This window comes from Litoreibacter roseus (genome assembly GCF_009811795.1).
GTDB classification, from domain to species: domain Bacteria; phylum Pseudomonadota; class Alphaproteobacteria; order Rhodobacterales; family Rhodobacteraceae; genus Litoreibacter; species Litoreibacter roseus.
The window spans coordinates 805,388-830,261 of sequence record NZ_BLJE01000002.1 but is presented as its reverse complement, the minus strand read 5'-3'; the positions used below and the strand labels follow the sequence as shown (position 1 = coordinate 830,261).

Here is a 24,874-nt window from a genome sequence, read left to right as displayed (position 1 = left end):
GCCTCCCGACAACGCTATCACTTTGTTAGGGCAGATATTTTTGAACGAAGCCCACCACGCGCTTGACCATATCGCTTTCGAACAGCCTTGGCGAGAAATAGGCACCGGCGGCCCTTTTGTTAACCTCGCCAAGCGTGGGATAGGGGGCAACCATCCCAGAAATCTGGCTCATCTTAAGATTGCTTGCGATGGCCAGTGCCCAGACGCCGATAAGATCACCCGCCCCAGCACCTACGATAGACGCACCGACGGGACGACCTTTGACAACCATCACCTTGATCAGACCGGTGGTCTTACGTTCCGCGATGGCCCGATCGTTTTCTTGAAATTCAAAGCGCGCCACTTCCATGTTTATACCGTGCTCTTTCTTGGCCTGCGCTTCTGTCAAGCCGACCTGCGCAAGCTCGGGGTCGGTGTAGGTTGCCCACGGAATATGGTTCTGTTTCGCCTTTGCTGGCAGACCAAAAAGTATCGATCGGATCACGACGCCCGCATGGTACCCGGCAACATGCGTGAATTGCAGCTGACCTGCCACATCCCCGATTGCGTAGACGCGCCGGTTTGTCGTCCGCAGACCTGCGTCCACCTTGATCCCCTTGCGGTCATACTTGATGCCGGCCTCTTTCAAGCCCAACCCATCGACATTCGCTGCCCGTCCGACAGCCACCAAAAGATGGGATCCGGTGAAACTACGCCCGTCTTTTGCATGGACTTTGATCTCACCGTCTTTGCCGGTCACTTTCTCAGCGAGTGCACCCTCTTCTAAAACCATGCCTTCATCCTGCAAGCGGTCCAGAACGATCTTGGCCAGTTCCGGATCATCCTTTCCCATCGCAGTTTCGCCCTCGATGACGGTGACCCTTGATCCTAGCCGTAAATGCGCCTGCGCCATTTCAATGCCGATCGGACCGCCGCCAATGATCAACAGATGATCCGGGCGCTCGCGCAGATCCCAAAGGGTCTCGTTCGTCAGATAGGGAACTTCGTCAAGACCGGGAATGGGCGGAATAAAAGGGGCAGACCCCGTTGCTATGACGATCCGACGAGCCGTCACTTCGGTCTCGCCCGCTTGAACGGTGTCTGGCCCCGTGAAAATCCCGCTTTCGCGGATGACGTTGACACCAAGTCCTTCGAACCGTTCCTGACTGTCAACGGGTGCGATAGTTTCTATCACCTGATGGACGTGATCTTTCGCGACGGCATAATCAATCTCAGGCTCGACATCCGCCACGCCAAAGTCTGCACCATGTCGTAGAGTATAGGCCTGCTTGCCCGCCGCGATCAGCGCCTTGGATGGGACACAACCGTAGTTCAGGCAGTCGCCGCCCATCTTATGTTTTTCCAAAAGGACAACATCCGCCCCCATCTGCACCGCGCCCGCAGCGACAGACAGACCACCGGATCCTGCGCCGATCACGAGCAGGTCAGTCTTGAGTTTCTTCATGGGATTAAAGTCCTTCTTTTCCGCGGATCGCTTTCAGAGCAATTGGCAAAGCCGCCAACGCGCAGAGACCAAGAATTGGCAACAGAATATGTGGCTCGAAGATGATGCCTAAATTGGGAGTTTCACCCCGCTCAAACACTTCACCCAACCCAGCACCGACCGAGGTGTACACGACGGAACCGGGGATGATCCCTAGAAAGGTCGAGATTACGAAGCGGCGCACAGGCACATCCACAAGTGCCGGGACGAGATTTGCCACAAAGAATGGCACAGCAGGAACCAGCCGGATCAGAAATAACACGGACCATTGGTTTTCATCGATGCCGTCCTTGATCCGTTTGATCATGCCATCACCAGCTTCCATCTTCGCAGCCAAACGCTCGCCGAAGCCCAGACGTGCGGCCATAAAAATCGCTGTGGCCCCGATCGTGGCGGCAGCGACGTTGAACAGCGCCCCGGGGAATGTCGCGAAAAGAAAACCGCCAGTCAGTGTCGCAATGGCAGCTCCGGGCAGAGAAAACGCGACAATGGCGACGTAGATCGCCATGAATGCCAGGACGGCGACGACGTAGTTTTCATCCCGAAACGCAATCAAGGCTTCCCGGTTTTCGCTGAGCGTCTGAAAGCTCAAGTAGTCCCGGAGAAAGATGAACCCCAAAATGGCCGCAACCGCGATCAAGATGATCGGCAACCGCCTTTGAAAGGCCGACTTTTGCTGCGGCTCGGCTTCGGTGATCTCGGTCATGGGATGGCCTTTCGCCTCAAGAAACTCTGTTCTGATGTCTTGCCTGTTTGACGTGCGTTGCGATACCTGCCTCACAACGGCTTGATAGCAGGTGATCGGACGTAGCGGCATTTCTCGCTTTAAGTGGGGCAACCGTAACAAAAGACAGGCGCAGGGGTCATTTTTGTTGCAAAACAATGGGGCGACAGCCGTTGACCTGCCGCTGTCACCTGTCTAAGACGCAGGTCTCGAACAAACTGAGGCGAATCCAAACCTCGCCCTATCCGCTGGAGCTTCGCTCATGAAACGTACATTTCAACCTTCGAACCTGGTTCGCAAACGTCGCCACGGCTTTCGCGCGCGCATGGCAACCAAGGCTGGTCGTAAAATCCTGAACGCGCGTCGCGCAAAGGGCCGGAAATCGCTGAGCGCATAAGCGCCGCTCTTTCCGAGACAGAATTATGCCGCCGGTGGCCGACGTGACAGGACAAGACAGTCCGGTTGCTGAAGAACCACCGGCGGCTTCCGTTTGTCTGCATGTTTTACGCAAGCGCGCTGATTTCTTGCATACTGCGAAGGCGCGTCGCGCAGGGCAACCAGGACTGATGTTGCAAGCCAGACCTCGGGATGATGGGGATCCAGCAATTAGGATCGGTTTCACCTGCTCGAAAAAACTGGGCAATGCCGTGACCCGAAACCGCGCCAAGCGCCGTTTGCGGGAAGCGGCCCGGGATATCCTGCCAAGTGCTGGCCATGCGGGATGGGACTATGTTTTGGTTGGCCGGCCTCAGGTGACCGTCGCGCGGGAGTTTGAAGACTTGAAGGGCGACATCACACGCGCGCTGCGTAAGATCCACCAATGAGCCCCGCTGCACATATTATCGCTGCGCCTGTCCGGGCCTATCGGCTGATCTTCTCGCCTTGGGTCGGGTTTAATTGCCGCTACCACCCCACATGCTCGGCCTACGCGCTGGAAGCGCTGGAGAAACACGGAGCACTTAGGGGGTCTCTTCTTACCGTTAGACGGATAGGCCGCTGTCATCCATGGGGCGGTTCTGGCATCGACAACGTGCCAGACTAGAGTTTTTCAAACCAGATGATCAATTCACCGACATCGACCCCGAACCGTTTCACGTAGGCCTTGTTCAGCACCCGGTCTTCGCTGACCTGCCAGAGCCAATCGTTGAAGCTCAACCGCACGGTTTCACCATCGCCGACCGGCAGGTCAATCGTATACCGGAAGTTGAAGCGATCTCCGTTCTCAATTCCTTTTGCTACACCCTTTACGCCATCTGCGCGACCGTCCCACGTGTCCGGGCCTGTCTTTGTGAAAACCCAGATGCGCCGCTCGGTCTCACCATCTTCATATACGAAATCTTCCTGAAGCCGCAGATTGGTGCCATCCCATGTGCCGTTCAGTTTCACTTCGAACCGACGCCGGACAGTGCCCAATACATCCTGAAAATGGCCGTAAGCCACAAGATCGCCTTCGAAGAACTCTTCAAGCTGAAACTCCCGGTCACTCAGGCTTGCGTCGTTGAAGCCCGGTTTTCCCGTGCACGCTGCCAGAAACAAAACCATAAACAGTAAAATTGCGCGCATGAGATATCTCCCGTTTGGATAGAGTACGTTCTGAACAGCGGTTCGGATGTATCTTGTCAGGCGATCATCCGGCTTTGGCGGCGGGTTGTCTGGCCTCGGATAGGTGGCTATGGAACCCCATGCTTGATGATCAGGATGATATCCACCCACTCTTTCACGGTGCACCGAAAAGCACCGAATTTAAGAAACTGCGGAAGCGTATTGTAAAATATGCGCGCGAAGCCATCGACCAGTACGGCATGATCGAGCGTGACGCCCGCTGGCTGGTTTGCCTTTCCGGTGGAAAGGACAGCTACACATTGCTTGCGGTCCTCTACGAACTCCAATGGCGCGGGTTGCTGCCTGTGGACATACTGGCCTGCAATCTTGATCAGGGCCAACCGAACTTCCCGGCAACCGTCCTACCTGCGTTTCTCGAACAGATGGGCGTGCCGCATCGGATTGAGTATCAAGACACCTATTCCATCGTCGTGGACAAGGTTCCCGCCGGTCGAACCTATTGCGCGCTCTGCTCCCGGCTGCGCCGGGGAAATCTGTATCGGATCGCGCGCGAGGAAGGCTGCAGTGCAGTTATTCTGGGTCATCATCGCGACGATATTCTCGAAACATTCATGATGAATTTGTTCCACGGCGGCAGGTTGGCGACGATGCCGCCGAAGCTTCTGAATGAAGATGGCGATCTGTTCGTGTACCGTCCCCTCGCCCATGTGGCAGAGGCCGATTGCGCCCGCTTCGCGCAGGCCATGAACTACCCAATTATTCCCTGTGACTTGTGTGGGTCCCAAGACGGCCTGCAGCGCCAGCAAGTCAAGCAGATCCTTGATGGATGGGAAGCGAACGCGCCCGGACGCCGACAGGTGATGTTTCGTGCCCTTATGAATGCGCGCCCATCGCACCTGCTTGACCCGAAAATATTCGACTTTGACGCTTTGACACGGACCACCAGCGCACCCGACGAATAACCAGACGGCGGCCTATTGGAGAACGTAATGCAGATAGACCGCATCGATCATTTGGTTCTGACCGTAGCCTCAATAGACGCAACATGCGCGTTCTATACAAAGGTCATGGGTATGTCCGTGGTCGAATTCGGCGAAGGACGAAAGGCACTGGTTTTCGGGCGACAGAAGATCAACCTGCATGAGGCGGGGAAGGAGTTCGAACCAAAAGCCCAGCACCCTACGCCCGGCAGCGCCGATCTGTGCTTTATCGCGTCGATCAACCTAGCGGACGTAGAGGAGCACTTGAGGGACAGTGACGTGTCTATCGAGGAAGGACCGGTTGCGCGGACGGGTGCAACAGGGCCAATCAAATCGCTCTACTTCCGCGATCCTGATCTTAACTTGATTGAGGTGTCCGCTTACGACTAGCCCAACTTCAGCCTTTATGAGTTCTGAAGATTTTCAGAACAATACGATGCAATTCCGCCCGACAGATTAAGAAAAAGAACACTCACGGGTCTTACTACCTCTCGTCAAAGTTATGAGAGGTCATTTGATGTTTGACACCGCCTCACGCTCCAAATTGATCGGGGCATGCGTATGGGCTCAGCGGGTTATGCTGGCGATCTTGAGCCTAAGCGCTGTGTTCTTCTTTTTCGCAGACGGCGGTACAACGCTGAGTGTATCAACACTCGTGCTGGCCACGGCAATGCTCATCGTACATGAAGGTCTCAACAAAATCCTCGCCGGACCATCGACACCCGTTATGGACCGAACACAGTTTGTGAAGCACCTTGATACCCTAATGAACCCAGACAGCAAGCTCGGACGAAGCGCGTGTATCGTGCTCGAGATCGACGACTTCGATGATCTGAAGATGAGCTGGGGACGGGAAGCTGCGGAAACCGCCTCAGGCGAAACCGAGCAACGCTTGAAAACCTTTCTGCGGGGCGCAGACACCCTTGCAAAACTGGCGGAAAACCGATTTGCGATCGCGATTGGCAACATCAGGCAACCCGAGCTTGGCGCCGTTATAAATATGGTTCACAGACTACAGGATGCCGCGACCGACGTAATCGAAGTGGACGAAGCCTCGCTGCATGTTTCCTTGTCTGCAGGCTTTTGTCTGAGCGCACAATTGTCCGGCGATACGGGCGAGGCGTTTTTATCGTCGGCCATCAGTGCGCTGACCGATGCGCGCACCTATGGGCCGGGCGCCGCACGCGGCTATTCCAGCCAGACACCCGCGCAGCCGATCCAACTGAAGGCCACAATGGAAAATGTGCTGGCCGCGCTCCGCGAAGGGCAGATAAAACCATGGTTCCAGCCTCAGGTTTCCACGGATACCGGAATGGTCACTGGCTTTGAAGCGCTCTCCAGATGGTATCACCCGGAGAAGGGGTTGATCCAACCCGCAGATTTCCTGCCTGAGTTGGAAGCAGCAGGAAAAATGGAGGATTTGAGCGAAGCAATTCTGCAGCATGCCCTGCGCGCGCTCAAATCTTGGGACGAGCAGCATTTGGACGTGCCGCATGTTGCCGTGAATTTCGCGACACAAGAATTGCGAAATCCAGGCTTGGTCGAAAGAATTAAGTGGGACGTGGATCGGTTCGATCTGGATCCAAGCCGACTGACCATCGAGATACTTGAGACGGTGGTTTCCCAAGCGGAAGATGATGTCATAACGCGGAATATCCGCGCGTTGGGCGCACAAGGGTTTCGTATTGATCTTGATGACTTCGGCCGCGGTCATGCCTCTCTGTCGAATATTCGTCGCTTCAAGGTGGGCCGCGTCAAGATTGACCGTTCTTTTGTAACCCGGGTCGACGACGACCCCGAACAGCAAAAGATGATCGCTGCGATCGTCAGCATGGCCGAGCAACTGGAAATACAGACAGTCGCGGAAGGTGTTGAAACTGTCGGCGAGAAAAGCATTCTGTCACAACTCGGGTGCAGCGAACTGCAAGGTTTTTCGATTGCACGCCCAATGGCGGTGGAAGAAACGGCCGCCTGGCTCAAAGCGCACGCAGCCGAGCGCGCGAAATCGTCGGAACTTTTGCGAAACTCCCGCTAGAGCACCCAGAGAATTTTGATCCTTCCAAGCACCTGAATAGGTCAATTGTCCTTGGAAAACCGCTTGACCTTTACCACGTCAGCCTATTGAACCACGTGCGTATTCCACAAGCAGGCGGCGCCATTCTTCATGGACGATCAGAACAAGAACCTCATCTTGGCCACGGCCCTCAGTTTTCTTGTAATCATCGGGTGGACCCTCTTTTTTCCGCCGCCGGACCCGATCACTGATCCCAATGCCACACCGGCGTCTCAGGGCGATGCGGCCGATATCACAACGACCGCCCCAACCGTTGCAACGCCCGACGGTGGCGAGGCAACTGCACCGGTCCAAACGCCCACATCAGAGACCGCGGATGTGGGGCGCGTGCCGATTGAAACGGACGCGCTGAGCGGCTCGATTTACCTTCTGGGGGGTCGCTTCGATGACCTTTCCCTGAATAAATACCGAGAGACGCTGGAGCCGGACGCAGACACCGTCCGCCTGTTGACCCGTGTTGGTGCGGAGAACGCTTATTATACGCTTTATGGTTGGGCGCCTGCGGGTGATCTCTCTTCCGACGAAGTCCCTGGACCGGACACGATCTGGTCCGTCGAATCCGGTGAAACGCTGACGCAAGAGACACCTGTCACACTGGTCTGGGACAACGGTGCCGGACTCATCTTTCGGCGCGAAATCTCAGTTGATGAAAACTATATGTTTGACATCAAGCAAAGCGTTCAGAACACAACGGACGGGGCGGTCAGAGCACAACCCTACGGGCTGATCTCGCGACACGGTGAGCCGGATGTCGTTGGCTTCTTCATCCTTCACGAAGGCGTCGTCGCGATGTCGGACGGGGAACTTGCAGAGGTCGACTATGACGATATGCCGGACCTGCCAGCCGAGGCAGGCGGTGCTGCACGATCCGAGACAACCGATGTGACGGAAGGCGGCTGGATCGGCTTTACGGATAAGTATTGGATGACCACCCTCATCCCCTCTGCGGACAGCGCGTTCAAATCAGTTCAACGCTACATTCCGGGTCAAGAGATTTACCAGACTCAAGTTCGGCTGCCGACGATGTCTGTGGCGGCCGGTGAGACCGCAACCGCCTCAATGCATCTTTTTGCAGGCGCAAAGGAGTGGGAGCCGATCCGGAACTATGAGCAGGGTGGCATTCAGAAATTTCTCGATTCCATTGACTGGGGCTGGTTCTTCTTCCTAACCAAACCGATCTTCGCCGTGCTCCATTGGCTCAACGCATTCATTGGCAACATGGGCTGGTCGATCATCGTCCTGACACTTTTGATCAAGGCCGTTCTCTTGCCACTGGCGTATAAGTCTTACGTCTCGATGGCTAAGATGAAAGAGCTTCAGCCGGAGATGGAGAAAATCAAGGAACGCGCTGGCGACGACCGGCAGAAGCTCCAGCAAGAGATGATGGCGCTTTATAAGAAAGAGAAGGTCAATCCGGCCGCCGGGTGCTTGCCGATCCTGATGCAGATCCCGATCTTCTTCTCACTCTATAAGGTGATTTTCGTCACGATTGAGTTGCGGCACGCCCCTTGGCTCGGATGGATCCGCGACCTCAGCGCGCCGGACCCGTCCTCCATCCTTAACCTGTTTGGCTTGCTGCCCTGGGGCACACCGGAGGCCGGATCTATCTTCTTCATCTTCTCTTTGGGCGTGCTGCCAATCCTGCTTGGCATCTCTATGTGGCTGCAACAGAAATTGAACCCGGCGCCCACCGATCCGACACAAGCGATGGTGTTCGCGTGGATGCCCTGGGTCTTCATGTTTATGCTTGGCAGCTTCGCGAGTGGACTGGTTCTGTACTGGATCGCCAACAACATCATTACGTTTACGCAGCAATACGCAATTATGCGGAGCCAAGGTTACAAGCCGGATATCTTCGGGAACATCAAATCCGGCTTCAAGCGAACGCCGAAGGATGACGCGGGATGATCACCGTCGCACATCTTTGGCGTCATCCGATCAAATCACATGGCCGCGAAGAGGTGCAGAGCGTCGAATTGACCGAAGGCGCCACCTTTCCCTGGGACAGAACCTGGGCGGTGACCCACGCAGGCAGTAGAACCGATGGACGCGCATGGGCACCGTGCGCCAATTTTTCCAGAGTGTCCAAAGCGCCGGAGTTGATGGCGATAACCGCCACACTCGATACCCCAACCCGCACGGTGACACTTCGCCACCCCAAGCGAACCGATCTGACGTTCCGCCCCGACGAGGAGCCAGATTTACTTCTAGACTGGGTTAAAGACTTGATGCCGGAAAACCGTGCTCAGTCTTGCGGTTTAGTATCGGTGCCGGGGCGCGGCATGACGGACAGCGATTATCCCACGATCTCGATCAATACATTGGCAAGTCACAACGCCGTCTCCAAAAAAGCTGGTAAAACGCTGGAAAAAGAACGCTGGCGTGGAAACATCTGGTTGTCTGGTACCGAAGCGTGGGAAGAGAGCAACTGGATCGGTAAAACGCTCCGTCTTGGCAACGCGGAGATCGAGGTTCGCGAACCGATAGAGCGCTGCATGGCGACAACCGCCAATCCGCAGACCGGCGAACGGGACATCGACACACTCGCCTTGCTTCAAAGTTGGGGCCATCAGAACTTCGGCGTATATGGTGTTGTATCCAAGACTGGAACGATACACGCCGGCGACAGCGTGGCGGTTCTTTGACCCCCGCCGCACCATGGGACAGCAGGAATTAAACTATGAGCGCGTTTACCTTCAGCGTCGTTGACGATCCTGAGCCCGGTGAGATCGAAGCTGGCCGAAAGCTCTTTGCAGGGCAGACCGATTTTTTGAAAGGCGTCGTCGCGATGGACGGCATGCCCCCGGCAGATCGCATTGAGGTGTGTTTCGCGGGACGCTCCAATGTTGGCAAGTCCAGCCTTATAAACGCTTTGACTGGTCGAAAGGCACTGGCGCGCACTTCAAACACGCCGGGCCGCACGCAAGAAATCAACTTCTTCACATTGGAGGACAGCCACTACCTCGTGGACCTTCCCGGCTACGGTTTTGCGGAGGCCCCTCTGGCTATCGTTGAGAAATGGCAAAGGCTTTTGAAGGCGTACCTGTCTGGTCGCCAGACCCTGCGGCGCGCGTTTGTTCTGATCGACAGCCGCCATGGGATCAAAAAGGTGGATCACGATATTCTGGACCTGCTGAACCGGTCAGCAGTGACGTTTCAGGTCGTTCTGACAAAAGCAGACAAGATCAAAGCGGGCGAAATGAATAAAGTCATTGAGCAGGTCAGCGGCGAGTTGTCTAAGTATCCGGCAGCCTTTCCGCAGATTGTCCTGACCTCTTCGGAAAAAGGAACAGGCATCGGCACGCTGCGACACATCGTCGGAACGCTGGTCTGATCTCAGACGTGCTGCGCGCCGTTCACCTCGATCTCCGCGCCGGAGATGTAGCTGCTTTCCTCCGAGCATAAGAATAGGATGGCCGCCGCAACCTCCTCAGGCTGACCCAATCGTTGCATCGGTAACTTCTCAACGATTGCATCAGTCCCAGGGCTCAGGATCGCCGTTTCGACCTCGCCCGGTGCGATGGCGTTCACCCTCACACCCAGAGGTCCAAAATCGTGAGCCATCTCGCGTGTGAGCGCGGCCAGTGCAGCCTTGGATGTGGAGTACGCAGCCCCCGCAAAAGGATGAACGCGAGAGCCCGCGATTGAAGTCACATTCACCACTGATCCCTTGGCCTGCGCCAATTCCTCCTTCAATCCGCGGGCCAAAACGACGGATGCAAAGAAATTCACGTGGAACACCCGTCCCCACGTGCGCAAGTCAGTATCCAAAGTATTCAGCCGCGCGCCGTCGTCGCCTTTTGGGGAAATTCCGGCATTGTTGACCAGCGCGTTCAAACGCCCGCCCAGACGGTTTCGGATCAATTCAATGGCTTCAATCGTATTCTTGGGATCGGCCAAATCGATCTGGATATGGTTCTCTTCGCCGCCACCCCATGGACACTCGGCGGGAAACGGATGACGCGAACAGGTCAGCACGCGCCAGCCTTCTGAATTGAACCGCTGGACAGTGGCGTGGCCGATGCCACGGCTCGCACCAGTCAGGAGAAGGGTTTTTCTGTCGTCAGACATGCGCGCACCCGTTTTGAAGGAAGTTGCGGCAGCTTACCCGGACCCCAGCGTGATGCAATCAACAACGCTCCCTTGGCAGTCGGTTCCGGTTTGGTTAACACACCCCCTAGCCGCAAGGACCGCAGAATGAAGATCAGAACCGATATGCAACGCGACCCGCTTTCCACTGCCCGCACTTTGTCAGAGGCCCTACCCTATCTGCAGCGCTACGCGGGCGCGACCGTCGTGATCAAGCTGGGCGGCCATGCGATGGGCAGCGACGAAGGCATGGAAAGCTTTGCGCGGGATATCACGCTGATGCAGCAAGTCGGCGTGAATCCGGTGATCGTGCATGGCGGCGGACCTATGATCAACGAGATGTTGGCAAAGCTTGGCGTGACGTCCGAATTCAAGAACGGCAAGCGGATCACGGATGCAGAGACCGTTGAGGTCGTAGAAATGGTTCTGTCGGGGCGCGTGAACAAACGGATCGTGCAGGCGATAAACGCCCAAGGGGGACGTGCTGTCGGGCTTTCAGGCAAAGACGCCGGTATGATCACCTGTGACGCCGCTGACCCCGATCTGCAATTCGTCGGTGAGCCTTCAGAGGTGGATACGACGGTTTTGCATTCTATGTTTTCGTCCAACATCATTCCTGTCGTTGCTCCTCTCGGGGCCGGGCGGAACGGCGAAACGTTCAACATAAACGGCGATACGGCTGCGGGCGCGATTGCCGCGGCGCTTAACGCGGATCGCCTTCTGCTGCTGACGGACGTGTCCGGCGTGAAGGATGCGACAGGCGAGGTCGTAACAGAACTGACAGCCGATCACATAAGGCGGATGACGGAAGACGGCACCATCGCAGGCGGCATGATCCCAAAAACCGAAACCGCCCTTGCCGCGCTGAACGGCGGCGTGCGTGCAGTGGTGATCCTTGATGGCAGGTCCCCCAATGCCTGCCTGCTTGAGCTTTTCACCGATTACGGCGCAGGGTCATTGATACGGGCGTAGGGGGCTCACGATAAGTTGGCTGCGCTGCGGCTTCGTGCCTCTTGTGTGATAAAGCACGGGCCGTATCTTCCTAACGATGGAAAATGAAGCGCTCATCCGCCTTGGTGTGTTCCTTGGACTGTTCTCACTCTTTGCCGCGCTTGAGGCATGGGCCCCCCGTAGGCAACGCACACAGACCCGCAAAGCCCGTTGGACGACCAATTGGGCGATCACCGTGATCGACACACTCACCTTGCGCGCGCTGGCATTTGGTCTGCCCCTGCTGGCTGTAGGGGCCGCTGCCGATGCGGGCGCGAACGGGTGGGGGCTGTTCAACCAAACGGACTGGCCGTTCGTCCTGGAGGTTTTGCTGGCAATCCTGATCCTCGATTTCGCGATCTGGCTACAGCACCTGATCACGCACAAAGTGCCGATCCTCTGGCGATTGCATCAGGTCCATCACGCGGATGTGGACATTGATGTGACAACCGCGATCCGCTTTCATCCGGTCGAGATTGCACTGTCCATGCTCTTGAAGATTGGTTTGGTATATCTGATGGGCCCAGCAGCACTTGCAGTGATCCTGTTCGAGATCATTCTGAACGGAACTGCAATGTTCAACCATGCCAATATAAAACTCCCGCTTTGGCTGGACAAAATTGTGCGATTGGTGCTCGTGACACCTGATATGCACCGGGTCCACCATTCGGTTTTGCGCGATGAGCATGACAGCAACTATGGTTTCGCCTTATCGATCTGGGACAAGATGTTCGGGACCTACATTGCGCAACCCGATGATGGGCATGACGAGATGAAGATCGGGTTGCAATGGCAAGACGATCGCCCGTCGCGACTGGGATGGAGCCTCGCGCTGCCATTCAGTCGAAAATAGCCGCTCAGCTTCACCGATCCTTGATGCGCGCCACGCGCGGATGTTAGAGCGGGTCAAAGACTATTCAGATCCGTCGCTGCATCGAGAGCATTGTGAAACTGATCCTTACGCGACATGCGAAATCAGACTGGGATGACCCTATGGTGTCCGATCACGATCGGGGTCTGACCGGGCGCGGCAAGCGGTCTGCGGCGGCAATCGGGGCATGGCTACAGCGCGAGGGGTTCGTTCCTTCAAAAGTCTACAGTTCCACTGCACAACGTGCAAAATGGACGACTGCCCTTGCCGTTGAGGAGTTGACTCCAAAACCATCCGTTTCGTTTCATGCCGGTCTCTACCATGCGTCATTGGATCGTATTTTGGCGATTATTGGCGAGGCTCCCAAAGGCGATCTGATGGTTGTCGGTCACAACCCCGGATTTGCGGAGCTGGCCATGGCACTTTGCACCAATCGACCGGCACACCCCCAGTTTCGCCGTTTCCCGACGGCCGCGACGCTGGTCCTGGAGTGCGAGATCAAAGCGTGGTCGGATTTGGAACGAAATGTTTCAAGATCATTGGCGTTCGTTGTACCGCGCGAGCTTGGCGTGGAATAGAAAAAGGCCTCCGCATAACCGCTGAGGCCTTCCAGAACTTCTTTGAAATCAGTGGCCGAGGATCTGGCTCAGGAACAATTTGGTCCGATCTGACTGCGGGTTGTTGAAGAACTCTTCTGGCTCGTTCTGCTCCACGATCTGCCCTGCATCCATGAAAATCACACGGTTGGCCACTTGGCGGGCGAACCCCATCTCGTGCGTGACGCAGAGCATTGTCATCCCCTCTTCCGCCAACTCGATCATGGTGTCGAGCACCTCTTTGATCATCTCGGGGTCAAGAGCAGAGGTCGGTTCGTCAAACAGCATGATCCGCGGGCGCATGCACAGGGATCGTGCGATGGCCACCCGCTGCTGCTGCCCACCTGACAGCTGACCGGGATACTTGTTCGCCTGATCGGGGATCTTCACCTTCTCAAGGAAGTGCATCGCCGTCTCTTCGGCCTCCCGCTTGGGGGTTTTGCGAACCCAAATCGGCGCGAGGGTGCAGTTCTCAAGGATCGTAAGGTGCGGGAAAAGGTTGAAGTGCTGAAAGCACATGCCGACCTCCGACCGGATTTTGTCGATGTTCTTAAGATCGGACGACAGAACAGTTCCATCCACGACGATGGACCCCTTCTGATGCTCTTCCAGTGCGTTGATGCAGCGGATCAGCGTGGATTTCCCGGACCCAGACGGGCCACAAATCACGATCCGCTCACCCCGCTGTACGGTCAGGTCAATGTCGCGCAGAACGTGGAACGTGCCGTACCACTTGTTCATATTGCGGATTTCAATAGCGACCTCTTCAGAGACCTGCATTGCTGTGTTTTCAGTCATGTCTCAGACCCTTTCTTAGCGGTGGTCTGTCTGAAGCTGACGCTCCAGCCATTGAGAATATTGAGAGATCGAATAGCAGACGATGAAGAACAGCAGGGCCGCGAAGCCGAACAGTTCCCAGTAGATGCCAAGCCAATTCGTCGATTGCTGGATAGGGCCCCGGATCATGCCGACTGTGTCGAACATGGAGATCACCGACACCAGCACGGTGTCCTTAAACAGCCCAACTGCAACGTTCACGATCCCCGGAATGGAGATTTTCAACGCTTGTGGCAGGATGATCAGGCGCATCGCCTGGGGGTAGTCGAGCCCCAGACTGTCTGCTGCCTCGTATTGGCCCCGTGGCAAAGCCGCCAAACCGCCGCGCACCACCTCGGCGATATAAGCCGCCGAGAACATGGTGATCATGATGATCACGCGCAAGATCAGGTCAAATGTCGTGCCGGGTGGCAGGAAATAAGCCAGAACCACGTTCGCCACAAAAAGCAGTGTGATGAGCGGCACCCCCCGAATGAACTCGATGAAGACAACGCAGATGCCTTTCACGATGGGCATGTTCGACTGACGTCCTAAAGCCAGCAATATGCCCAGCGGGATCGACAAGGATACGCAGACGGTGCCGAGGATCAGGTTCAACATGAACCCGCCCATACTACGGCTTGGCACCTCCGCCAGAGCCAGAAAGTTCGGCATGGCGTCCACGAGAAACCCGCCCAGATACCACGTCACGATCGCCGCTGCTGTTCCCCCGAAGGCGCCCATAGCAAAAGACCGGGTCACAAGTCTGCTGTACGCCATGTAGCCGACGACAAAGCCCACTAGCGCGACCACAGGCGTCATGATTGTACCGCCCCAGATCAGCCAATAGGCCAGGAAGGGGTAGATCGCCGTCAGGATGAACATCGCGTTGGGCAATCGTCCCCGCGCCAATACGGGCGCAATCGAGACCAGCAGCAATACGAACGCTGTCGTTGGACGCCAGTAGCCCTCAACCGGATAGCTGAACCCAAAGAGCAACTGGTTCCAGCGCTCCGTCAGGACCGCGAAACAAGCGCCTGTCTTTCCATCGAGCAGCTCTCGGCATTCGCGAATACTGTCCGCCTGCCATATGCCATTAGCAAACCAAGGGTACACATTGATCACCAGCCACGCGATGAACGTGAAGGATATTACTGTCAGAATGCTATTGAAAACCGACGAAAAGAGGTTCTGCTGCATCCATCTGACGGCACCACTTTGTGCCTCAGGGGGCGGGGCCGGTGGGATTTCAGTTTCTCGTACGAAGGCGACGCTTTGCGCGTGTGTATCAGACATGCCTCAACGCTCCTTCAGTTTCATGGAATTGTTGTAGATGTTCATGAACAACGAAATCAAAAGCGAGATCGTCAGGTAGAACAGCATCAAGAGCAGAATGCTTTCGATAGCGCGGCCAGTCTGGAGCAACGTGATACCGCCCAATGTACCGGTGAGGTCCATGTATCCTACTGCAATCGCCAGTGACGAGTTCTTCGTGATGTTCAGATATTGCGAGATCAGTGGCGGAATGATCACCCGCAGTGCCTGTGGTAGAACGACGAGGTTCATGATGCGACCCGGCCGCAATCCCAAGGCTGCTGCGGCCTCCGTCTGACCTTTGTCGATCGCCAGAATACCTGCCCGAACGTTCTCAGCGATGAAGGCGCCGGTGTAGATCGCGAGGGCAAACCAAAGTGCGATCAACGAGCCAAGAATTGTAATCCCGCCGCGGAAGTTAAAACCACTGAGTTCTGGATATTGCAGCGTAACGGGCTGGCCCGCGAGGTAGTAGATCAGGATCGTCGGGACAAAGAAAATAGCAAGCGATGGCCACAACGTCGGAAGCAAACGACCATGCTGATAAAGCTGAGTGCGAGCATATCGACGGTAAAGGAAGACGCCAATGATCGACGCAAAGAACGTGCCCACTACGATCATTGATCCCTCGCCCCAAATGGGTTTCGGTATGTAAACCCCCCGATTGGTAAAGGCGAACATATCGAAAAGCATGGAGGCTGATGGATCATCCCCCCGGAAATCCCTGGGCGCGGGCATCGCAGCCGTCATGATGAAGAAGATGATCAGGATCCAGATCAGAACCGGCACATTGCGGAAGATCTCCACGTAGACGGACATGATCTTACGGACGAGCCAATTGGGCGACAGACGCATGACGCCCGCAAACACCCCGAGGACAGTCGCCGTCACGCAGGCCAGGCCCGAGACGATCAAGGTGTTTAAAAGGCCGACCATCGCGGCGCGGCCATGTGTGGATTGGCTATTATAGTCAATCGGGCGCTGGTTGATGTCGTATCCCGCCGGCGCGCCGAGAAAATCGTAGGAAATGTTGAGCCCGGCCTGCGCCAGATTGCTCAACAGGTTGTTGCCCAGATAGGCCATCGCAACGATCAAGAGGATGAGCGCAATGAACTGGAACGTTAACGATCGGTATCGCGTGTCGTTGAAGAGCATGGAGAAACGGAACGACTCCGTCTCGGGGTCGGTAACTGTCGTCATCGGACGTTCCCTGTGTTTGACCGGCGGTTGGTGTGCACGTCATTTGGCGCGTGCGGAAATGCCGGTTCTTGTCGTCAGATAGGAAAAGGGCGCGGAATGACCGCGCCCTAGACCTTGAATATGTTTACCGGAACGGTGGCGAGTAGATCAGACCGCCGTTGGTCCACTGTGCGTTAAGACCGCGCGCAAGACCGATTGGCGTGGAAGCTCCGATGTTCTTCTCGAAGATTTCGCCGTAGTTACCAGCAACGCTGATGGCGTTTTTCGCCCAATCAGCTTCCAGGCCCAGCATGCCGCCAAGATCGCCCTCGGAGCCGAGCAAGCGGTTCACTTCGGGGTTTTCTGTACCAGCAGCCAGTTCTTCAACGTTCACGGATGTGACGCCAAGCTCTTCGGCTGTGATCAGTGCGTTCAGTGTCCAGCGAACGATATCTGCCCATTCGTTATCGCCATGACGGACCAGCGGCCCGAGTGGCTCTTTGGAGACGATTTCAGGCAGAAGGACGTGATCGTCTGGGCTTTCGAAGTTTGCACGCTGCGCAGCCAAAGCGGATGCGTCAGTCGTATAAACGTCGCAAGCGCCCGCGATGTACTGTTGAACAGCTTCAGCGCCCGTCTCGATTGGAACAGGCTCATAGCTGATGTTGTTGGAGCGGAAGAAGTCCGCCAAGTTCAGCTCTGTTGTTGTGCCGGTCTGGATGCAGACGGTCGCACCGTCGAGGTCCTTCGCGGACGAAACGCCAAGATCCTTGGGAACCATAAAGCCTTGACCGTCGTAGTAGTTCACGCCGGTGAATTCGAACTTCAGATCGACGTCGCGGCTGAACGTCCAAGTTGTGTTCCGGGCCAGCATGTCAATTTCGCCGGATGCAAGCGCGGTGAAGCGCGTCTTGCCGGTTGTCGGTACAAACTCAACTGCGGTGGAGTCGCCCAATACAGCCGCAGCAACAGCGCGGCATACGGCAACGTCAAAGCCCTGCCATTCGCCATTCGCATCTGGCTCAGCAAAACCGGGAACACCGGTCGTCACACCACAGTTCAACTTGCCGCGCGATTTGACCTCATCGAGCGTCGCTGCCGCAGACGCCGTAGCCGCGGCCCCAGCAACGGCCAGAGCGCCAAAAAATACGGATTTTTTCATGTTTACCTCTTCCTGATGGTCCGCCTAGTTTCAGGCGGTTTAACCGGTCACATACTGACCGGAAACTATGTGCAGGGAAGTCACTCCCCCGATAGGTGCGAATAAGGCCAAATCGCTGCCCTGTCGTCAAGGCGATTTAAGAGCTTGCCCTAGGGGCAAATACACCGTTTTGGCCTGATTTTTCAGGTTTTTTGGCCATTGTTCGTCGAAAGGTTACAAAACCGGCGCGAGACGGCTTTGTTCAGACACTCAAAGTGTAAAATCTGTGCGCGTGCAGAAAGCTGTTTCTTTTCGTCTCGGCAAGCTCACTCGCTTCCTCGTCCTCGCCCCATTGCTCGATCTGCCAATCCTCATCGATTCGGCTGATGGTCCAGAGTTGCTCCGGTGTTTCAAATCCTTTGATCGCCGCCAAGCCGATGACCAGTGACCCAGAAAGAGAAACAAGGTCGTGGAATGCCGTAAGCTGAAACGCATCAAGCGCGGCGACCTGCGTGCGCAGTCGCGCCAGACTGTCGGGCGCCTGTGGCTCATGCATGACGCCCAACTGGACGCAGAGCGGCGCCTTGAGGTCGGTGGCCGCCCAATCTACGAGCGGATCCCAATGTTCTGCCTGCCGGTGAACAAGACCTTCGGGGCCGTCAGCCCGATAACAGATCAAGTCAGCATCACCATACGCCGCCAGCAGATCCACGACCTCGGCATGCTGGGTCGCGACCTTGTCAACCGCGGCATTGGCAGAGCGAGTGAACGGCATTGTCAGCGGCTCGATCTTGCCGTCCTGAGCGTCCCATTCCCGCGCGACCTCAGTGGCCATGTCTCGGGTTGGCAGAACCAAAGAGGATTTCGCAGGGGTCCGCAACGGCCGATCATCGAGGACAATTCCGAAGCCGCCATCCACGTCAACAACGTCTGATTTTTTCCAGAATCTCTTCGCCGCCCAGTCAGCCACGAACGCCCCCCCACAGCTGGTCCAAAGCGCTATCAATTTGGGCAAAATCCGCCAAGATATGGTCGGCAAGCGGTGTCAATTGATCTGTCGGGTGATTGCCCCATTCCACACCAATCGTCGCCACGCCGGCGGACCGCCCCATCTGCATGTCATAGCTCGTGTCACCCACGATCACCGCGTCTTTCTTATCGACGCCAGTTTCGCGCAAGGCGGCCTCCAGCATCGCAGGGTGTGGTTTGGACGGATGATCATCGGCAACCTGCGCCGTTACGAAGTAGTCTCGCAGTCCGTGGCCATCCAGAAGATAGTCGAGGCCGCGCCGCGATTTGCCTGTTGCAATGCCCAGTAACGTGTCGTCCCGGCGCGACAGCCGCTCGAGCGCGTCCAGCGCACCGTCAAACAGGGGGGCGGTGTCGCTGACCCGCGTAGATGCCCGCATCGAAGAGAACCGATCCTTATACGCCTCCGCCAGAGCGTTCAACTGAGCGTCCGACAATCCTGGTTGCAGGCGATCCAAGAGGCCAATCAGAGAAATGCCAACCAGATCCCGGACCGCGCCTGGTTTTGGTGCTGGTAAATCGCAGGCTTCGAACGCGCCCGACATCGCGGCTTCAATATGGGCGATGCTGTCGATGAGCGTTCCGTCCACATCGAAGACAACCATCTTCAGCTCTGCCATTCTTCATCCTTGTCAAACGGATCATTCGGGACGTCCATTTCCGTCCAACCCAGATAATCCCACGTCTGCTTCATATGCGCAGGCAAAGGCGCGGTGAATGTCATCTCTGCCCCCGAAACCGGATGTTCGAAACTGAGCGAACGAGCGTGCAGATGCAGCTTCTTGCTGATTTCGTCTCCCAGTTGGGAACCCCAACCGTCGCCCTGGTTTTCCTGTCCGGAGCCGCCGTACTTCCCGTCGCCGACGATGGGATGCCCCATCTCGGCCATGTGCGCGCGCAGTTGGTGGGTACGTCCAGTCACGGGAACCAGTGCCATCCACGCGGCCCGCTGCCCTAGAAAGCACAGCGTCGCGTAGTCGGTGTGGGCTCGTTTCGCCCCGTAGGTGCTATCGACCTCGCGGGGGTGGACGCAATGCATCTTCTCACCCTCCCCTTTGGCCCCGTGACCGGGGGCTTTGACCAGACCATATTTGATCGTTCCGATCTTGGGATATGGAACGCCAGCCACCATAGCCCAGTAGATCTTACGGGTGTTCTTGTGGCGGAACGCCTTTGTCAGGGCGGAGGCCATCGCCTGTGTACGTGCCAGGACCAGAACGCCGGACGTGTCCTTGTCGAGCCGGTGGACAAGTCGTGGGACATCCTCCCGCTCAAAACTGAGGGCAGCGGCCATACCGTCAACATGGCGGGTCTGCTTGCTGCCCCCTTGGACTGGCAGGCCGGGCGGCTTGTTCAGCGCAATGATGTGGTCGTCCTTGTAGATCACGCAGGACCGGATCATCTCGGCATCAGCCTTTGAGATATGAGCGGTCTTGGCTTGCGCCTCTACCTCTTCTGCGGTTGGCAGCGGCGGGATGCGCACCGCCTGCCCAGGTCCGACGCGAGAGTTGCTTTTGACGCGGCCGCCATCGACGCGGATTTCGCCTTTGCGGCACATCTTCTCAATGCGGACTTGGCTGACATGGGGGAAGTGCCTGCGAAACCACCGATCCAAACGCTGCTCTGCCTCGTCGTGGCCGACGGTCAATGTTTGCACCCGGCTCATGCGAAGATCGCCCGCGCTATGACAACACCTGCCACGAGACCGCCAATGGAACAGACGACTGAGCCCAGCACGTAGATCGCAGCGGACATCGGCTGACCGCGCTCGAACAGGGTGTAGGCCTCTAGGGAGAAGGCGGAGAATGTGGTGAACCCGCCCAGAATACCTGTCATCACGAAGGGCGACAGGTGGGTCGCGGCACGCTGTGCGGCGTAAACCACAAAGAGCCCCATGAGGAAGCTGCCGATCACATTCACTGTGATGATGGCCAATGGAAACCCATGGCCCGCCAGCCGGACAATTCCCAAGCCGGTCAGAAACCGAAGGGACGCCCCGATTGCGCCGCCAAGCGCCACTTGTGTCGTTGTCCAGATCATGGACGGTCTCTTGTGATCATGCGGCATGTAAGTCAAGGCGAAGTGGCGTCACGGATCAGACTGACGTTGCAGCCGAAGCTTAGTGAAATAGTCGAGGCGCTTCTTCAACTCACGCTCGTACCCGCGTTCGACCGGCTGATAGAACACGCCGCGCTTCATATCGTCGGGGAAATAGTTCTGGCCGGAAAAGCCATCCTCCGCGTCGTGGTCATAGGCGTAGTCCTTACCATAGCCCTGATCCTTCATAAGCGCCGTCGGGGCGTTCAGGATATGCTTTGGAGGTGGTTCTGATCCGGTCTTTTTCGCCGATCTCATTGCGGCTTTATATGCCACATAGGCGGCGTTCGATTTCGGGGCGAGTGCCAGATAAAGAACCGCTTGTGCCAGTGCCAGTTCGCCCTCAGGACTGCCCAGACGTTCATAAGTCTCCCACGCATCAAGGCAGACGCGGTGGGCATTGGTGTCCGCCAGTCCGATATCTTCCACAGACATCCGAGCGATGCGGCGGGCCAAATAGCGGGGATCCTCGCCGCCCGTAAGCATCCGCGCCAACCAATAGAGCGCGGCATCCGGATCAGAGCCGCGGACTGATTTATGCAGCGCACTTATCAGGTTGTAATGGGCATCGCCGGATTTGTCGTATTGCGCCGCGCGGCGCATCAGACGTTTGCCAAGGCCGTCCGGGTCGAGCTTTGTATCGGTCGTCCAGCTTGCGATTTGCTCGATCAGGTTGAGCAAGGCACGCCCGTCCCCGTCGGCCATTTCCAGCAACTGATCGCGAGCGGCAGGCGTCAGTGGTAGGGGTTTGTTCAGTTCCTTCTCGGCCCGCTGGGCCAGCTTTTCAAGGTCGATCAGCGACAACCGCTCCAGCACCAGTACTTGCGCGCGGGACAGGACGGCGGCGTTTAGCTCGAAGGATGGATTTTCTGTGGTGGCACCGACCAAAAGGATGGTGCCGTCCTCCATATACGGCAGAAACCCGTCCTGCTGAGCTTTGTTGAAACGGTGGATCTCGTCCACGAACAACAGTGTTCCCTGCCCATTGGCGGCTCTGATCTTTGCAGCTTCGAAAACCTTTTTCAGATCGGGCACGCCTGAGAATATCGCGCTGATCTGAACAAAATGAAGGTCCGTTTCGTCGGCGAGAAGTCGGGCGATGGTCGTTTTGCCCACGCCCGGGGGTCCCCAAAAAATAAGCGAGCCCAGTGTGCCGCTGGCCAGCATGACACCCAACGGGCTGTCCGGGCCCAGCACCTGTTCCTGGCCGATGACCTCGCCCAGCGACTTGGGTCTGAGCCGGTCGGCGAGCGGCTGCATTTTCGGTGGTGCGACAGGGTCTTGACTAAACAGGTCTGCCATTGCGGGGCTTTCGATTGGGGTGCCGACAGCCTATCTGAGACAGCCAAAATGCAAAAGGCCCCGCCGATGGCAGGGCCTTGAAAACCAGTGCGATAACACCTTATTCGGCGTCTTCAGCCTCAAGACGGGCCTTGTCGGCGGCGCCTTTGGCATCGACATCGCGGTCGACAAATTCGATGATGGCCATCGGTGCCATGTCACCATAGCGGAAGCCCGCTTTCAGGATACGAACATAGCCGCCTTGGCGCTCGGCGTAACGTGGCCCAAGAACGTCGAACAACTTGGCAACGTCCTTGTCCTGCTTCAGCTTGGACGCGGCCAGACGGCGGGCGTGCAGATCACCGCGTTTCGCCAGCGTGATCATCTTTTCGATGATCGGGCGCAGTTCTTTGGCCTTTGGCAAGGTCGTCTTGATCTGCTCGTGCTCGATCAGCGATCCGGCCATGTTGGAAAAGAGCGCCTTGCGGTGCTCATGGGTGCGGTTCAGGCGGCGGTAGCCCCGTGCGTGACGCATGTTTTCAGTTCCTTCTCATTTTACTTTGTCTGGCGGTCCGATGCGTGTCGGCCACTCTCCTTGGGGCAGGATTGCCCAGATGATCCCCCGTCTTTGCGGGGCATTTTGCCGATCGGAATTCTATCGGACTTTTATCGGAATACCGTCGGACTTCTTTCGGCGGTATTCCGAAGTGCATGGCGGGGCCAAACCCCGCCACACATATCAGAATTGGTCTTCGAACTTCTTGGCCAGATCTTCGATATTTTCTGGCGGCCAGTCGACGATGTCCATTCCCAGATGCAGACCCATGCCCGAAAGCACTTCCTTGATCTCGTTCAGGGACTTCCGACCAAAGTTCGGCGTCCGCAACATCTCGGCTTCTGTCTTTTGGATCAGATCACCGATGTAGACAATGTTGTCGTTCTTCAGGCAGTTGGCCGAGCGTACACTGAGTTCCAACTCATCCACTTTCTTCAGCAGAAGCGGGTTGAACTCAAGCTCGTCCTCATCGTCCTGTGCGCGTGCACTTTCCGGTTCGTCGAAGTTCACGAAGATCGAAAGTTGGTCCTGCAGGATCCGCGCAGCGTAGGCCACGGCGTCATCCGGCGTGATGGAGCCGTCTGTTTCGACCTTCACGGTCAGCTTGTCATAGTCGAGCACCTGACCTTCGCGGGTAGGTTGCACGTCGTAGCTGACTTTCTTGACCGGCGAATACACGGCGTCGATCGGGATAAGACCGATGGGCGCGTCTTCCGGACGGTTCTTGTCGGCAGAGACGTAGCCCTTGCCGGTGTTGACGGTCAGTTCCATGAACAGATCGGCGCCATCGTCGAGGTGACAGATGACGTGGTCGCGATTCAGGATCTCAATGCCAGCGCTGTCGGAGATGTCACCTGCGGTGACCAGTGCCGGACCCTTGGCAGAGATCGACAGGCGCTTGGGCCCTTCGACTTCCATACGGATCGCAACACCTTTGAGGTTGAGAACAACATCTGTCACGTCCTCGCGGACGCCTGCAATCGAAGAGAACTCGTGCAGCACGTTGTCGATCTGGACGGAAGTGATGGCCGCCCCTTGCAAGCTGCTCATCAGAACGCGACGCAGGGCGTTGCCCATGGTCAGGCCAAACCCGCGCTCCAGCGGCTCGGCCACGACGGTGGCCTTGCGTGCGGGATCGTTGCCTGGCTTGATGTCCAGTTGCGTCGGTTTGATCAGCTCTTGCCAATTCTTATGGATCATGTGTGTCGCCTCCATACCAGTCCCTGTTTCATGTCCAAAAACGGGGACGCCCGAGGTTAAAATGACAGACTCGGGGCACTGCGCTGTGCAGACCCCGAGAGAGTTGGTGGATTAAACGCGGCGGCGCTTCGGCGGACGGCACCCGTTATGGGCCATCGGCGTCACGTCGCGGATTGCGGAGATCTGGAACCCGATGGCAGCCAAAGCGCGCAATGCACTTTCACGGCCAGAACCCGGACCCTGCACTTCAACCTCAAGCGTCTTCACGCCATGTTCCTGTGCTTTCTTGCCCGCATCTTCCGCAGCCATCTGAGCCGCGTAAGGTGTGGACTTCCGCGATCCCTTGAAACCCATCGTACCAGCGGACGACCATGCGATCGCGTTGCCCTGCACGTCAGAGATCAGGATCTTTGTGTTGTTGAAGGACGAGTTCACATGCGCCACACCGGCGGCGATGTTCTTACGGACCTTCTTCTTCGCTTTTACTTTTTCGCGTGCCATCAGATCAGCCCTCCCTTACTTCTTCTTACCGGCAATGGCCTTTGCGGGGCCTTTGCGGGTGCGTGCGTTCGTGTGGGTCCGCTGACCCCGAACAGGAAGGTTGCGGCGATGGCGCAGGCCACGGTAGCAGCCAAGGTCCATCAGACGCTTGATGTTCATCTGAACTTCACGGCGCAGGTCGCCTTCGACGTCGTAATTGGCGTCGATATGTTCACGGATCTGCAGAACTTCCGCGTCGCTCAGTTCGTTCATCCGGCGGGAGGTGTCGATGCCAACGGCTTCGCAGATTTTCCCGGCCGATGTGTGACCGATCCCGGTGATATATGTCAGAGCGATGGGAACCCGCTTCCCATCAGGCAAGTTAACGCCAGCAATACGTGCCAAAGGTCA

Annotated in this window: 29 protein-coding genes; 12 read left to right on the top strand and 17 right to left on the bottom strand. The window is 56.9% G+C overall.

Annotation, left to right across the window (positions count from 1 at the left end; translation table 11 throughout):
- Nucleotides 1-25 precede the first annotated feature (25 nt).
- Both KIN_RS11095 and KIN_RS11090 read right to left on the bottom strand, forming a co-directional pair.
- Nucleotides 26-1,444: a dihydrolipoyl dehydrogenase family protein gene (locus KIN_RS11095; RefSeq protein WP_159806880.1), complete on the bottom strand. Its 1,419-nt coding sequence runs from the start codon at nucleotides 1,442-1,444 to the stop codon at nucleotides 26-28.
- Between the two features lie 4 nt (nucleotides 1,445-1,448).
- The gene (locus KIN_RS11090; protein ID WP_159806878.1) at nucleotides 1,449-2,189 is read right to left on the bottom strand and encodes a TVP38/TMEM64 family protein; all 741 of its coding nucleotides are present in this window, start codon (nucleotides 2,187-2,189) and stop codon (nucleotides 1,449-1,451) included.
- 280 nt (nucleotides 2,190-2,469) lie between these two features.
- Between KIN_RS11090 and rpmH the strand changes: the two genes are divergently transcribed.
- The 3 genes from rpmH to yidD are packed head-to-tail and all read left to right on the top strand — an operon-like array spanning nucleotide 2,470 to nucleotide 3,249.
- Nucleotides 2,470-2,604, top strand: a complete 135-nt coding sequence (rpmH, locus tag KIN_RS11085; RefSeq protein WP_159806877.1) for a 50S ribosomal protein L34 — start codon at nucleotides 2,470-2,472, stop codon at nucleotides 2,602-2,604.
- Nucleotides 2,605-2,626: 22 nt separating this feature from the next.
- Complete coding sequence (rnpA, locus tag KIN_RS11080) at nucleotides 2,627-3,031, top strand: ribonuclease P protein component (protein WP_373281655.1); 405 nt, start codon at nucleotides 2,627-2,629, stop codon at nucleotides 3,029-3,031.
- The gene (yidD, locus tag KIN_RS11075; RefSeq protein WP_159806873.1) at nucleotides 3,028-3,249 is read left to right on the top strand and encodes a membrane protein insertion efficiency factor YidD; all 222 of its coding nucleotides are present in this window, start codon (nucleotides 3,028-3,030) and stop codon (nucleotides 3,247-3,249) included. Before rnpA ends, yidD begins: the two co-directional genes overlap by 4 nt.
- Here yidD and KIN_RS11070 read toward each other — a convergent pair.
- Nucleotides 3,246-3,770: a DUF3833 family protein gene (locus KIN_RS11070; protein WP_159806871.1), complete on the bottom strand. Its 525-nt coding sequence runs from the start codon at nucleotides 3,768-3,770 to the stop codon at nucleotides 3,246-3,248. The genes yidD and KIN_RS11070 overlap by 4 nt on opposite strands.
- Nucleotides 3,771-3,889: 119 nt before the next feature.
- Here KIN_RS11070 and ttcA point away from each other — a divergent pair, with 119 nt between their 5' ends.
- From ttcA to yihA, 6 genes are all read left to right on the top strand, one after another.
- Nucleotides 3,890-4,732 carry a tRNA 2-thiocytidine(32) synthetase TtcA gene (gene ttcA, locus KIN_RS11065; RefSeq protein WP_159807995.1) on the top strand — a complete coding sequence of 281 codons (843 nt, stop codon included), beginning with the start codon at nucleotides 3,890-3,892 and terminating at the stop codon, nucleotides 4,730-4,732.
- 27 nt (nucleotides 4,733-4,759) lie between these two features.
- Entirely contained in the window at nucleotides 4,760-5,140 is a 381-nt protein-coding gene (locus tag KIN_RS11060) for a VOC family protein (RefSeq protein WP_159806869.1), read from the top strand.
- Nucleotides 5,141-5,267: 127 nt separating this feature from the next.
- Nucleotides 5,268-6,785: a putative bifunctional diguanylate cyclase/phosphodiesterase gene (locus KIN_RS11055; RefSeq protein ID WP_159806867.1), complete on the top strand. Its 1,518-nt coding sequence runs from the start codon at nucleotides 5,268-5,270 to the stop codon at nucleotides 6,783-6,785.
- Nucleotides 6,786-6,914: 129 nt separating this feature from the next.
- A complete protein-coding gene (gene yidC / locus KIN_RS11050; RefSeq protein WP_159806865.1) occupies nucleotides 6,915-8,732 on the top strand; it encodes a membrane protein insertase YidC in 1,818 nt (605 codons plus the stop codon).
- Complete coding sequence (locus KIN_RS11045; RefSeq protein WP_159806863.1) at nucleotides 8,729-9,469, top strand: MOSC domain-containing protein; 741 nt, start codon at nucleotides 8,729-8,731, stop codon at nucleotides 9,467-9,469. Before yidC ends, KIN_RS11045 begins: the two co-directional genes overlap by 4 nt.
- A gap of 35 nt (nucleotides 9,470-9,504) precedes the next feature.
- A complete protein-coding gene (gene yihA / locus KIN_RS11040; RefSeq protein ID WP_159806861.1) occupies nucleotides 9,505-10,158 on the top strand; it encodes a ribosome biogenesis GTP-binding protein YihA/YsxC in 654 nt (217 codons plus the stop codon).
- Between the two features lie 2 nt (nucleotides 10,159-10,160).
- On the opposite strand, the gene KIN_RS11035 is transcribed toward yihA, so the two are convergent.
- Nucleotides 10,161-10,895: an SDR family NAD(P)-dependent oxidoreductase gene (locus KIN_RS11035; protein ID WP_159806859.1), complete on the bottom strand. Its 735-nt coding sequence runs from the start codon at nucleotides 10,893-10,895 to the stop codon at nucleotides 10,161-10,163.
- A 126-nt stretch (nucleotides 10,896-11,021) separates the two neighbouring features.
- Between KIN_RS11035 and argB the strand changes: the two genes are divergently transcribed.
- The 3 genes from argB (at nucleotide 11,022) to KIN_RS11020 (ending at nucleotide 13,352) form a co-directional block, all read left to right on the top strand.
- Complete coding sequence (argB, locus tag KIN_RS11030) at nucleotides 11,022-11,885, top strand: acetylglutamate kinase (RefSeq protein ID WP_243144896.1); 864 nt, start codon at nucleotides 11,022-11,024, stop codon at nucleotides 11,883-11,885.
- 76 nt (nucleotides 11,886-11,961) lie between these two features.
- A complete protein-coding gene (locus tag KIN_RS11025) occupies nucleotides 11,962-12,756 on the top strand; it encodes a sterol desaturase family protein (RefSeq protein ID WP_159806857.1) in 795 nt (264 codons plus the stop codon).
- A 92-nt stretch (nucleotides 12,757-12,848) separates the two neighbouring features.
- On the top strand, nucleotides 12,849-13,352 hold the full coding sequence (locus KIN_RS11020) for a SixA phosphatase family protein (protein ID WP_159806855.1): 504 nt from the start codon (nucleotides 12,849-12,851) through the stop codon (nucleotides 13,350-13,352).
- 48 nt (nucleotides 13,353-13,400) lie between these two features.
- On the opposite strand, the gene KIN_RS11015 is transcribed toward KIN_RS11020, so the two are convergent.
- The 13 genes from KIN_RS11015 to rpsM all read right to left on the bottom strand — a co-directional run bounded on the left by KIN_RS11015 (nucleotide 13,401) and on the right by rpsM (nucleotide 24,868).
- Nucleotides 13,401-14,150, bottom strand: a complete 750-nt coding sequence (locus KIN_RS11015) for an amino acid ABC transporter ATP-binding protein (RefSeq protein ID WP_159807991.1) — start codon at nucleotides 14,148-14,150, stop codon at nucleotides 13,401-13,403.
- Nucleotides 14,151-14,183: 33 nt separating this feature from the next.
- A complete protein-coding gene (locus tag KIN_RS11010) occupies nucleotides 14,184-15,482 on the bottom strand; it encodes an amino acid ABC transporter permease (protein WP_159806853.1) in 1,299 nt (432 codons plus the stop codon).
- A 3-nt stretch (nucleotides 15,483-15,485) separates the two neighbouring features.
- Complete coding sequence (locus tag KIN_RS11005; protein ID WP_159806851.1) at nucleotides 15,486-16,700, bottom strand: amino acid ABC transporter permease; 1,215 nt, start codon at nucleotides 16,698-16,700, stop codon at nucleotides 15,486-15,488.
- Nucleotides 16,701-16,824: 124 nt separating this feature from the next.
- On the bottom strand, nucleotides 16,825-17,841 hold the full coding sequence (locus KIN_RS11000) for an amino acid ABC transporter substrate-binding protein (protein WP_159806849.1): 1,017 nt from the start codon (nucleotides 17,839-17,841) through the stop codon (nucleotides 16,825-16,827).
- A 241-nt stretch (nucleotides 17,842-18,082) separates the two neighbouring features.
- On the bottom strand, nucleotides 18,083-18,790 hold the full coding sequence (locus tag KIN_RS10995) for an ATP12 family chaperone protein (protein WP_159806847.1): 708 nt from the start codon (nucleotides 18,788-18,790) through the stop codon (nucleotides 18,083-18,085).
- Nucleotides 18,783-19,469, bottom strand: coding sequence for an HAD-IA family hydrolase (locus KIN_RS10990; protein ID WP_159806845.1), 687 nt, complete (start codon nucleotides 19,467-19,469; stop codon nucleotides 18,783-18,785). Before KIN_RS10990 ends, KIN_RS10995 begins: the two co-directional genes overlap by 8 nt.
- Nucleotides 19,457-20,515: an RluA family pseudouridine synthase gene (locus tag KIN_RS10985; RefSeq protein WP_159806843.1), complete on the bottom strand. Its 1,059-nt coding sequence runs from the start codon at nucleotides 20,513-20,515 to the stop codon at nucleotides 19,457-19,459. The genes KIN_RS10990 and KIN_RS10985 overlap by 13 nt, the downstream gene beginning before the upstream one ends.
- On the bottom strand, nucleotides 20,512-20,889 hold the full coding sequence (gene crcB, locus KIN_RS10980) for a fluoride efflux transporter CrcB (RefSeq protein ID WP_159806841.1): 378 nt from the start codon (nucleotides 20,887-20,889) through the stop codon (nucleotides 20,512-20,514). Before crcB ends, KIN_RS10985 begins: the two co-directional genes overlap by 4 nt.
- A gap of 48 nt (nucleotides 20,890-20,937) precedes the next feature.
- Nucleotides 20,938-22,248: a replication-associated recombination protein A gene (locus KIN_RS10975; protein ID WP_159806839.1), complete on the bottom strand. Its 1,311-nt coding sequence runs from the start codon at nucleotides 22,246-22,248 to the stop codon at nucleotides 20,938-20,940.
- A 100-nt stretch (nucleotides 22,249-22,348) separates the two neighbouring features.
- The gene (gene rplQ, locus KIN_RS10970; RefSeq protein ID WP_159806837.1) at nucleotides 22,349-22,762 is read right to left on the bottom strand and encodes a 50S ribosomal protein L17; all 414 of its coding nucleotides are present in this window, start codon (nucleotides 22,760-22,762) and stop codon (nucleotides 22,349-22,351) included.
- A gap of 204 nt (nucleotides 22,763-22,966) precedes the next feature.
- Entirely contained in the window at nucleotides 22,967-23,983 is a 1,017-nt protein-coding gene (locus KIN_RS10965) for a DNA-directed RNA polymerase subunit alpha (protein ID WP_159806835.1), read from the bottom strand.
- 111 nt (nucleotides 23,984-24,094) lie between these two features.
- Nucleotides 24,095-24,484 carry a 30S ribosomal protein S11 gene (gene rpsK / locus KIN_RS10960; protein ID WP_159806833.1) on the bottom strand — a complete coding sequence of 130 codons (390 nt, stop codon included), beginning with the start codon at nucleotides 24,482-24,484 and terminating at the stop codon, nucleotides 24,095-24,097.
- A gap of 15 nt (nucleotides 24,485-24,499) precedes the next feature.
- Nucleotides 24,500-24,868 (bottom strand): 30S ribosomal protein S13, encoded by a 369-nt coding sequence (gene rpsM, locus KIN_RS10955; RefSeq protein WP_159806831.1) that lies wholly within the window; start codon nucleotides 24,866-24,868, stop codon nucleotides 24,500-24,502.
- Nucleotides 24,869-24,874: the final 6 nt, after the last annotated feature.

Excerpts from the sequence above, each read along its gene's own strand:
- KIN_RS11095 (WP_159806880.1), bottom strand. The coding sequence starts at position 1,444 with ATGAAGAAACTCAAGACTGACCTGCTCGTGATCGGCGCAGGATCCGGT.
- KIN_RS11090 (WP_159806878.1), bottom strand. The coding sequence starts at position 2,189 with ATGACCGAGATCACCGAAGCCGAGCCGCAGCAAAAGTCGGCCTTTCAA.
- rpmH (WP_159806877.1), top strand. The coding sequence starts at position 2,470 with ATGAAACGTACATTTCAACCTTCGAACCTGGTTCGCAAACGTCGCCAC.
- yidD (WP_159806873.1), top strand. The coding sequence starts at position 3,028 with ATGAGCCCCGCTGCACATATTATCGCTGCGCCTGTCCGGGCCTATCGG.
- KIN_RS11070 (WP_159806871.1), bottom strand. The coding sequence starts at position 3,770 with ATGCGCGCAATTTTACTGTTTATGGTTTTGTTTCTGGCAGCGTGCACG.
- ttcA (WP_159807995.1), top strand. The coding sequence starts at position 3,890 with ATGCTTGATGATCAGGATGATATCCACCCACTCTTTCACGGTGCACCG.
- KIN_RS11060 (WP_159806869.1), top strand. The coding sequence starts at position 4,760 with ATGCAGATAGACCGCATCGATCATTTGGTTCTGACCGTAGCCTCAATA.
- KIN_RS11055 (WP_159806867.1), top strand. The coding sequence starts at position 5,268 with ATGTTTGACACCGCCTCACGCTCCAAATTGATCGGGGCATGCGTATGG.
- yidC (WP_159806865.1), top strand. The coding sequence starts at position 6,915 with ATGGACGATCAGAACAAGAACCTCATCTTGGCCACGGCCCTCAGTTTT.
- KIN_RS11045 (WP_159806863.1), top strand. The coding sequence starts at position 8,729 with ATGATCACCGTCGCACATCTTTGGCGTCATCCGATCAAATCACATGGC.
- yihA (WP_159806861.1), top strand. The coding sequence starts at position 9,505 with ATGAGCGCGTTTACCTTCAGCGTCGTTGACGATCCTGAGCCCGGTGAG.
- KIN_RS11035 (WP_159806859.1), bottom strand. The coding sequence starts at position 10,895 with ATGTCTGACGACAGAAAAACCCTTCTCCTGACTGGTGCGAGCCGTGGC.
- argB (WP_243144896.1), top strand. The coding sequence starts at position 11,022 with ATGAAGATCAGAACCGATATGCAACGCGACCCGCTTTCCACTGCCCGC.
- KIN_RS11025 (WP_159806857.1), top strand. The coding sequence starts at position 11,962 with ATGGAAAATGAAGCGCTCATCCGCCTTGGTGTGTTCCTTGGACTGTTC.
- KIN_RS11015 (WP_159807991.1), bottom strand. The coding sequence starts at position 14,150 with ATGCAGGTCTCTGAAGAGGTCGCTATTGAAATCCGCAATATGAACAAG.
- KIN_RS11010 (WP_159806853.1), bottom strand. The coding sequence starts at position 15,482 with ATGTCTGATACACACGCGCAAAGCGTCGCCTTCGTACGAGAAACTGAA.
- KIN_RS11005 (WP_159806851.1), bottom strand. The coding sequence starts at position 16,700 with ATGACGACAGTTACCGACCCCGAGACGGAGTCGTTCCGTTTCTCCATG.
- KIN_RS11000 (WP_159806849.1), bottom strand. The coding sequence starts at position 17,841 with ATGAAAAAATCCGTATTTTTTGGCGCTCTGGCCGTTGCTGGGGCCGCG.
- KIN_RS10990 (WP_159806845.1), bottom strand. The coding sequence starts at position 19,469 with ATGGCAGAGCTGAAGATGGTTGTCTTCGATGTGGACGGAACGCTCATC.
- KIN_RS10985 (WP_159806843.1), bottom strand. The coding sequence starts at position 20,515 with ATGAGCCGGGTGCAAACATTGACCGTCGGCCACGACGAGGCAGAGCAG.
- crcB (WP_159806841.1), bottom strand. The coding sequence starts at position 20,889 with ATGATCTGGACAACGACACAAGTGGCGCTTGGCGGCGCAATCGGGGCG.
- KIN_RS10975 (WP_159806839.1), bottom strand. The coding sequence starts at position 22,248 with ATGGCAGACCTGTTTAGTCAAGACCCTGTCGCACCACCGAAAATGCAG.
- rplQ (WP_159806837.1), bottom strand. The coding sequence starts at position 22,762 with ATGCGTCACGCACGGGGCTACCGCCGCCTGAACCGCACCCATGAGCAC.
- KIN_RS10965 (WP_159806835.1), bottom strand. The coding sequence starts at position 23,983 with ATGATCCATAAGAATTGGCAAGAGCTGATCAAACCGACGCAACTGGAC.
- rpsK (WP_159806833.1), bottom strand. The coding sequence starts at position 24,484 with ATGGCACGCGAAAAAGTAAAAGCGAAGAAGAAGGTCCGTAAGAACATC.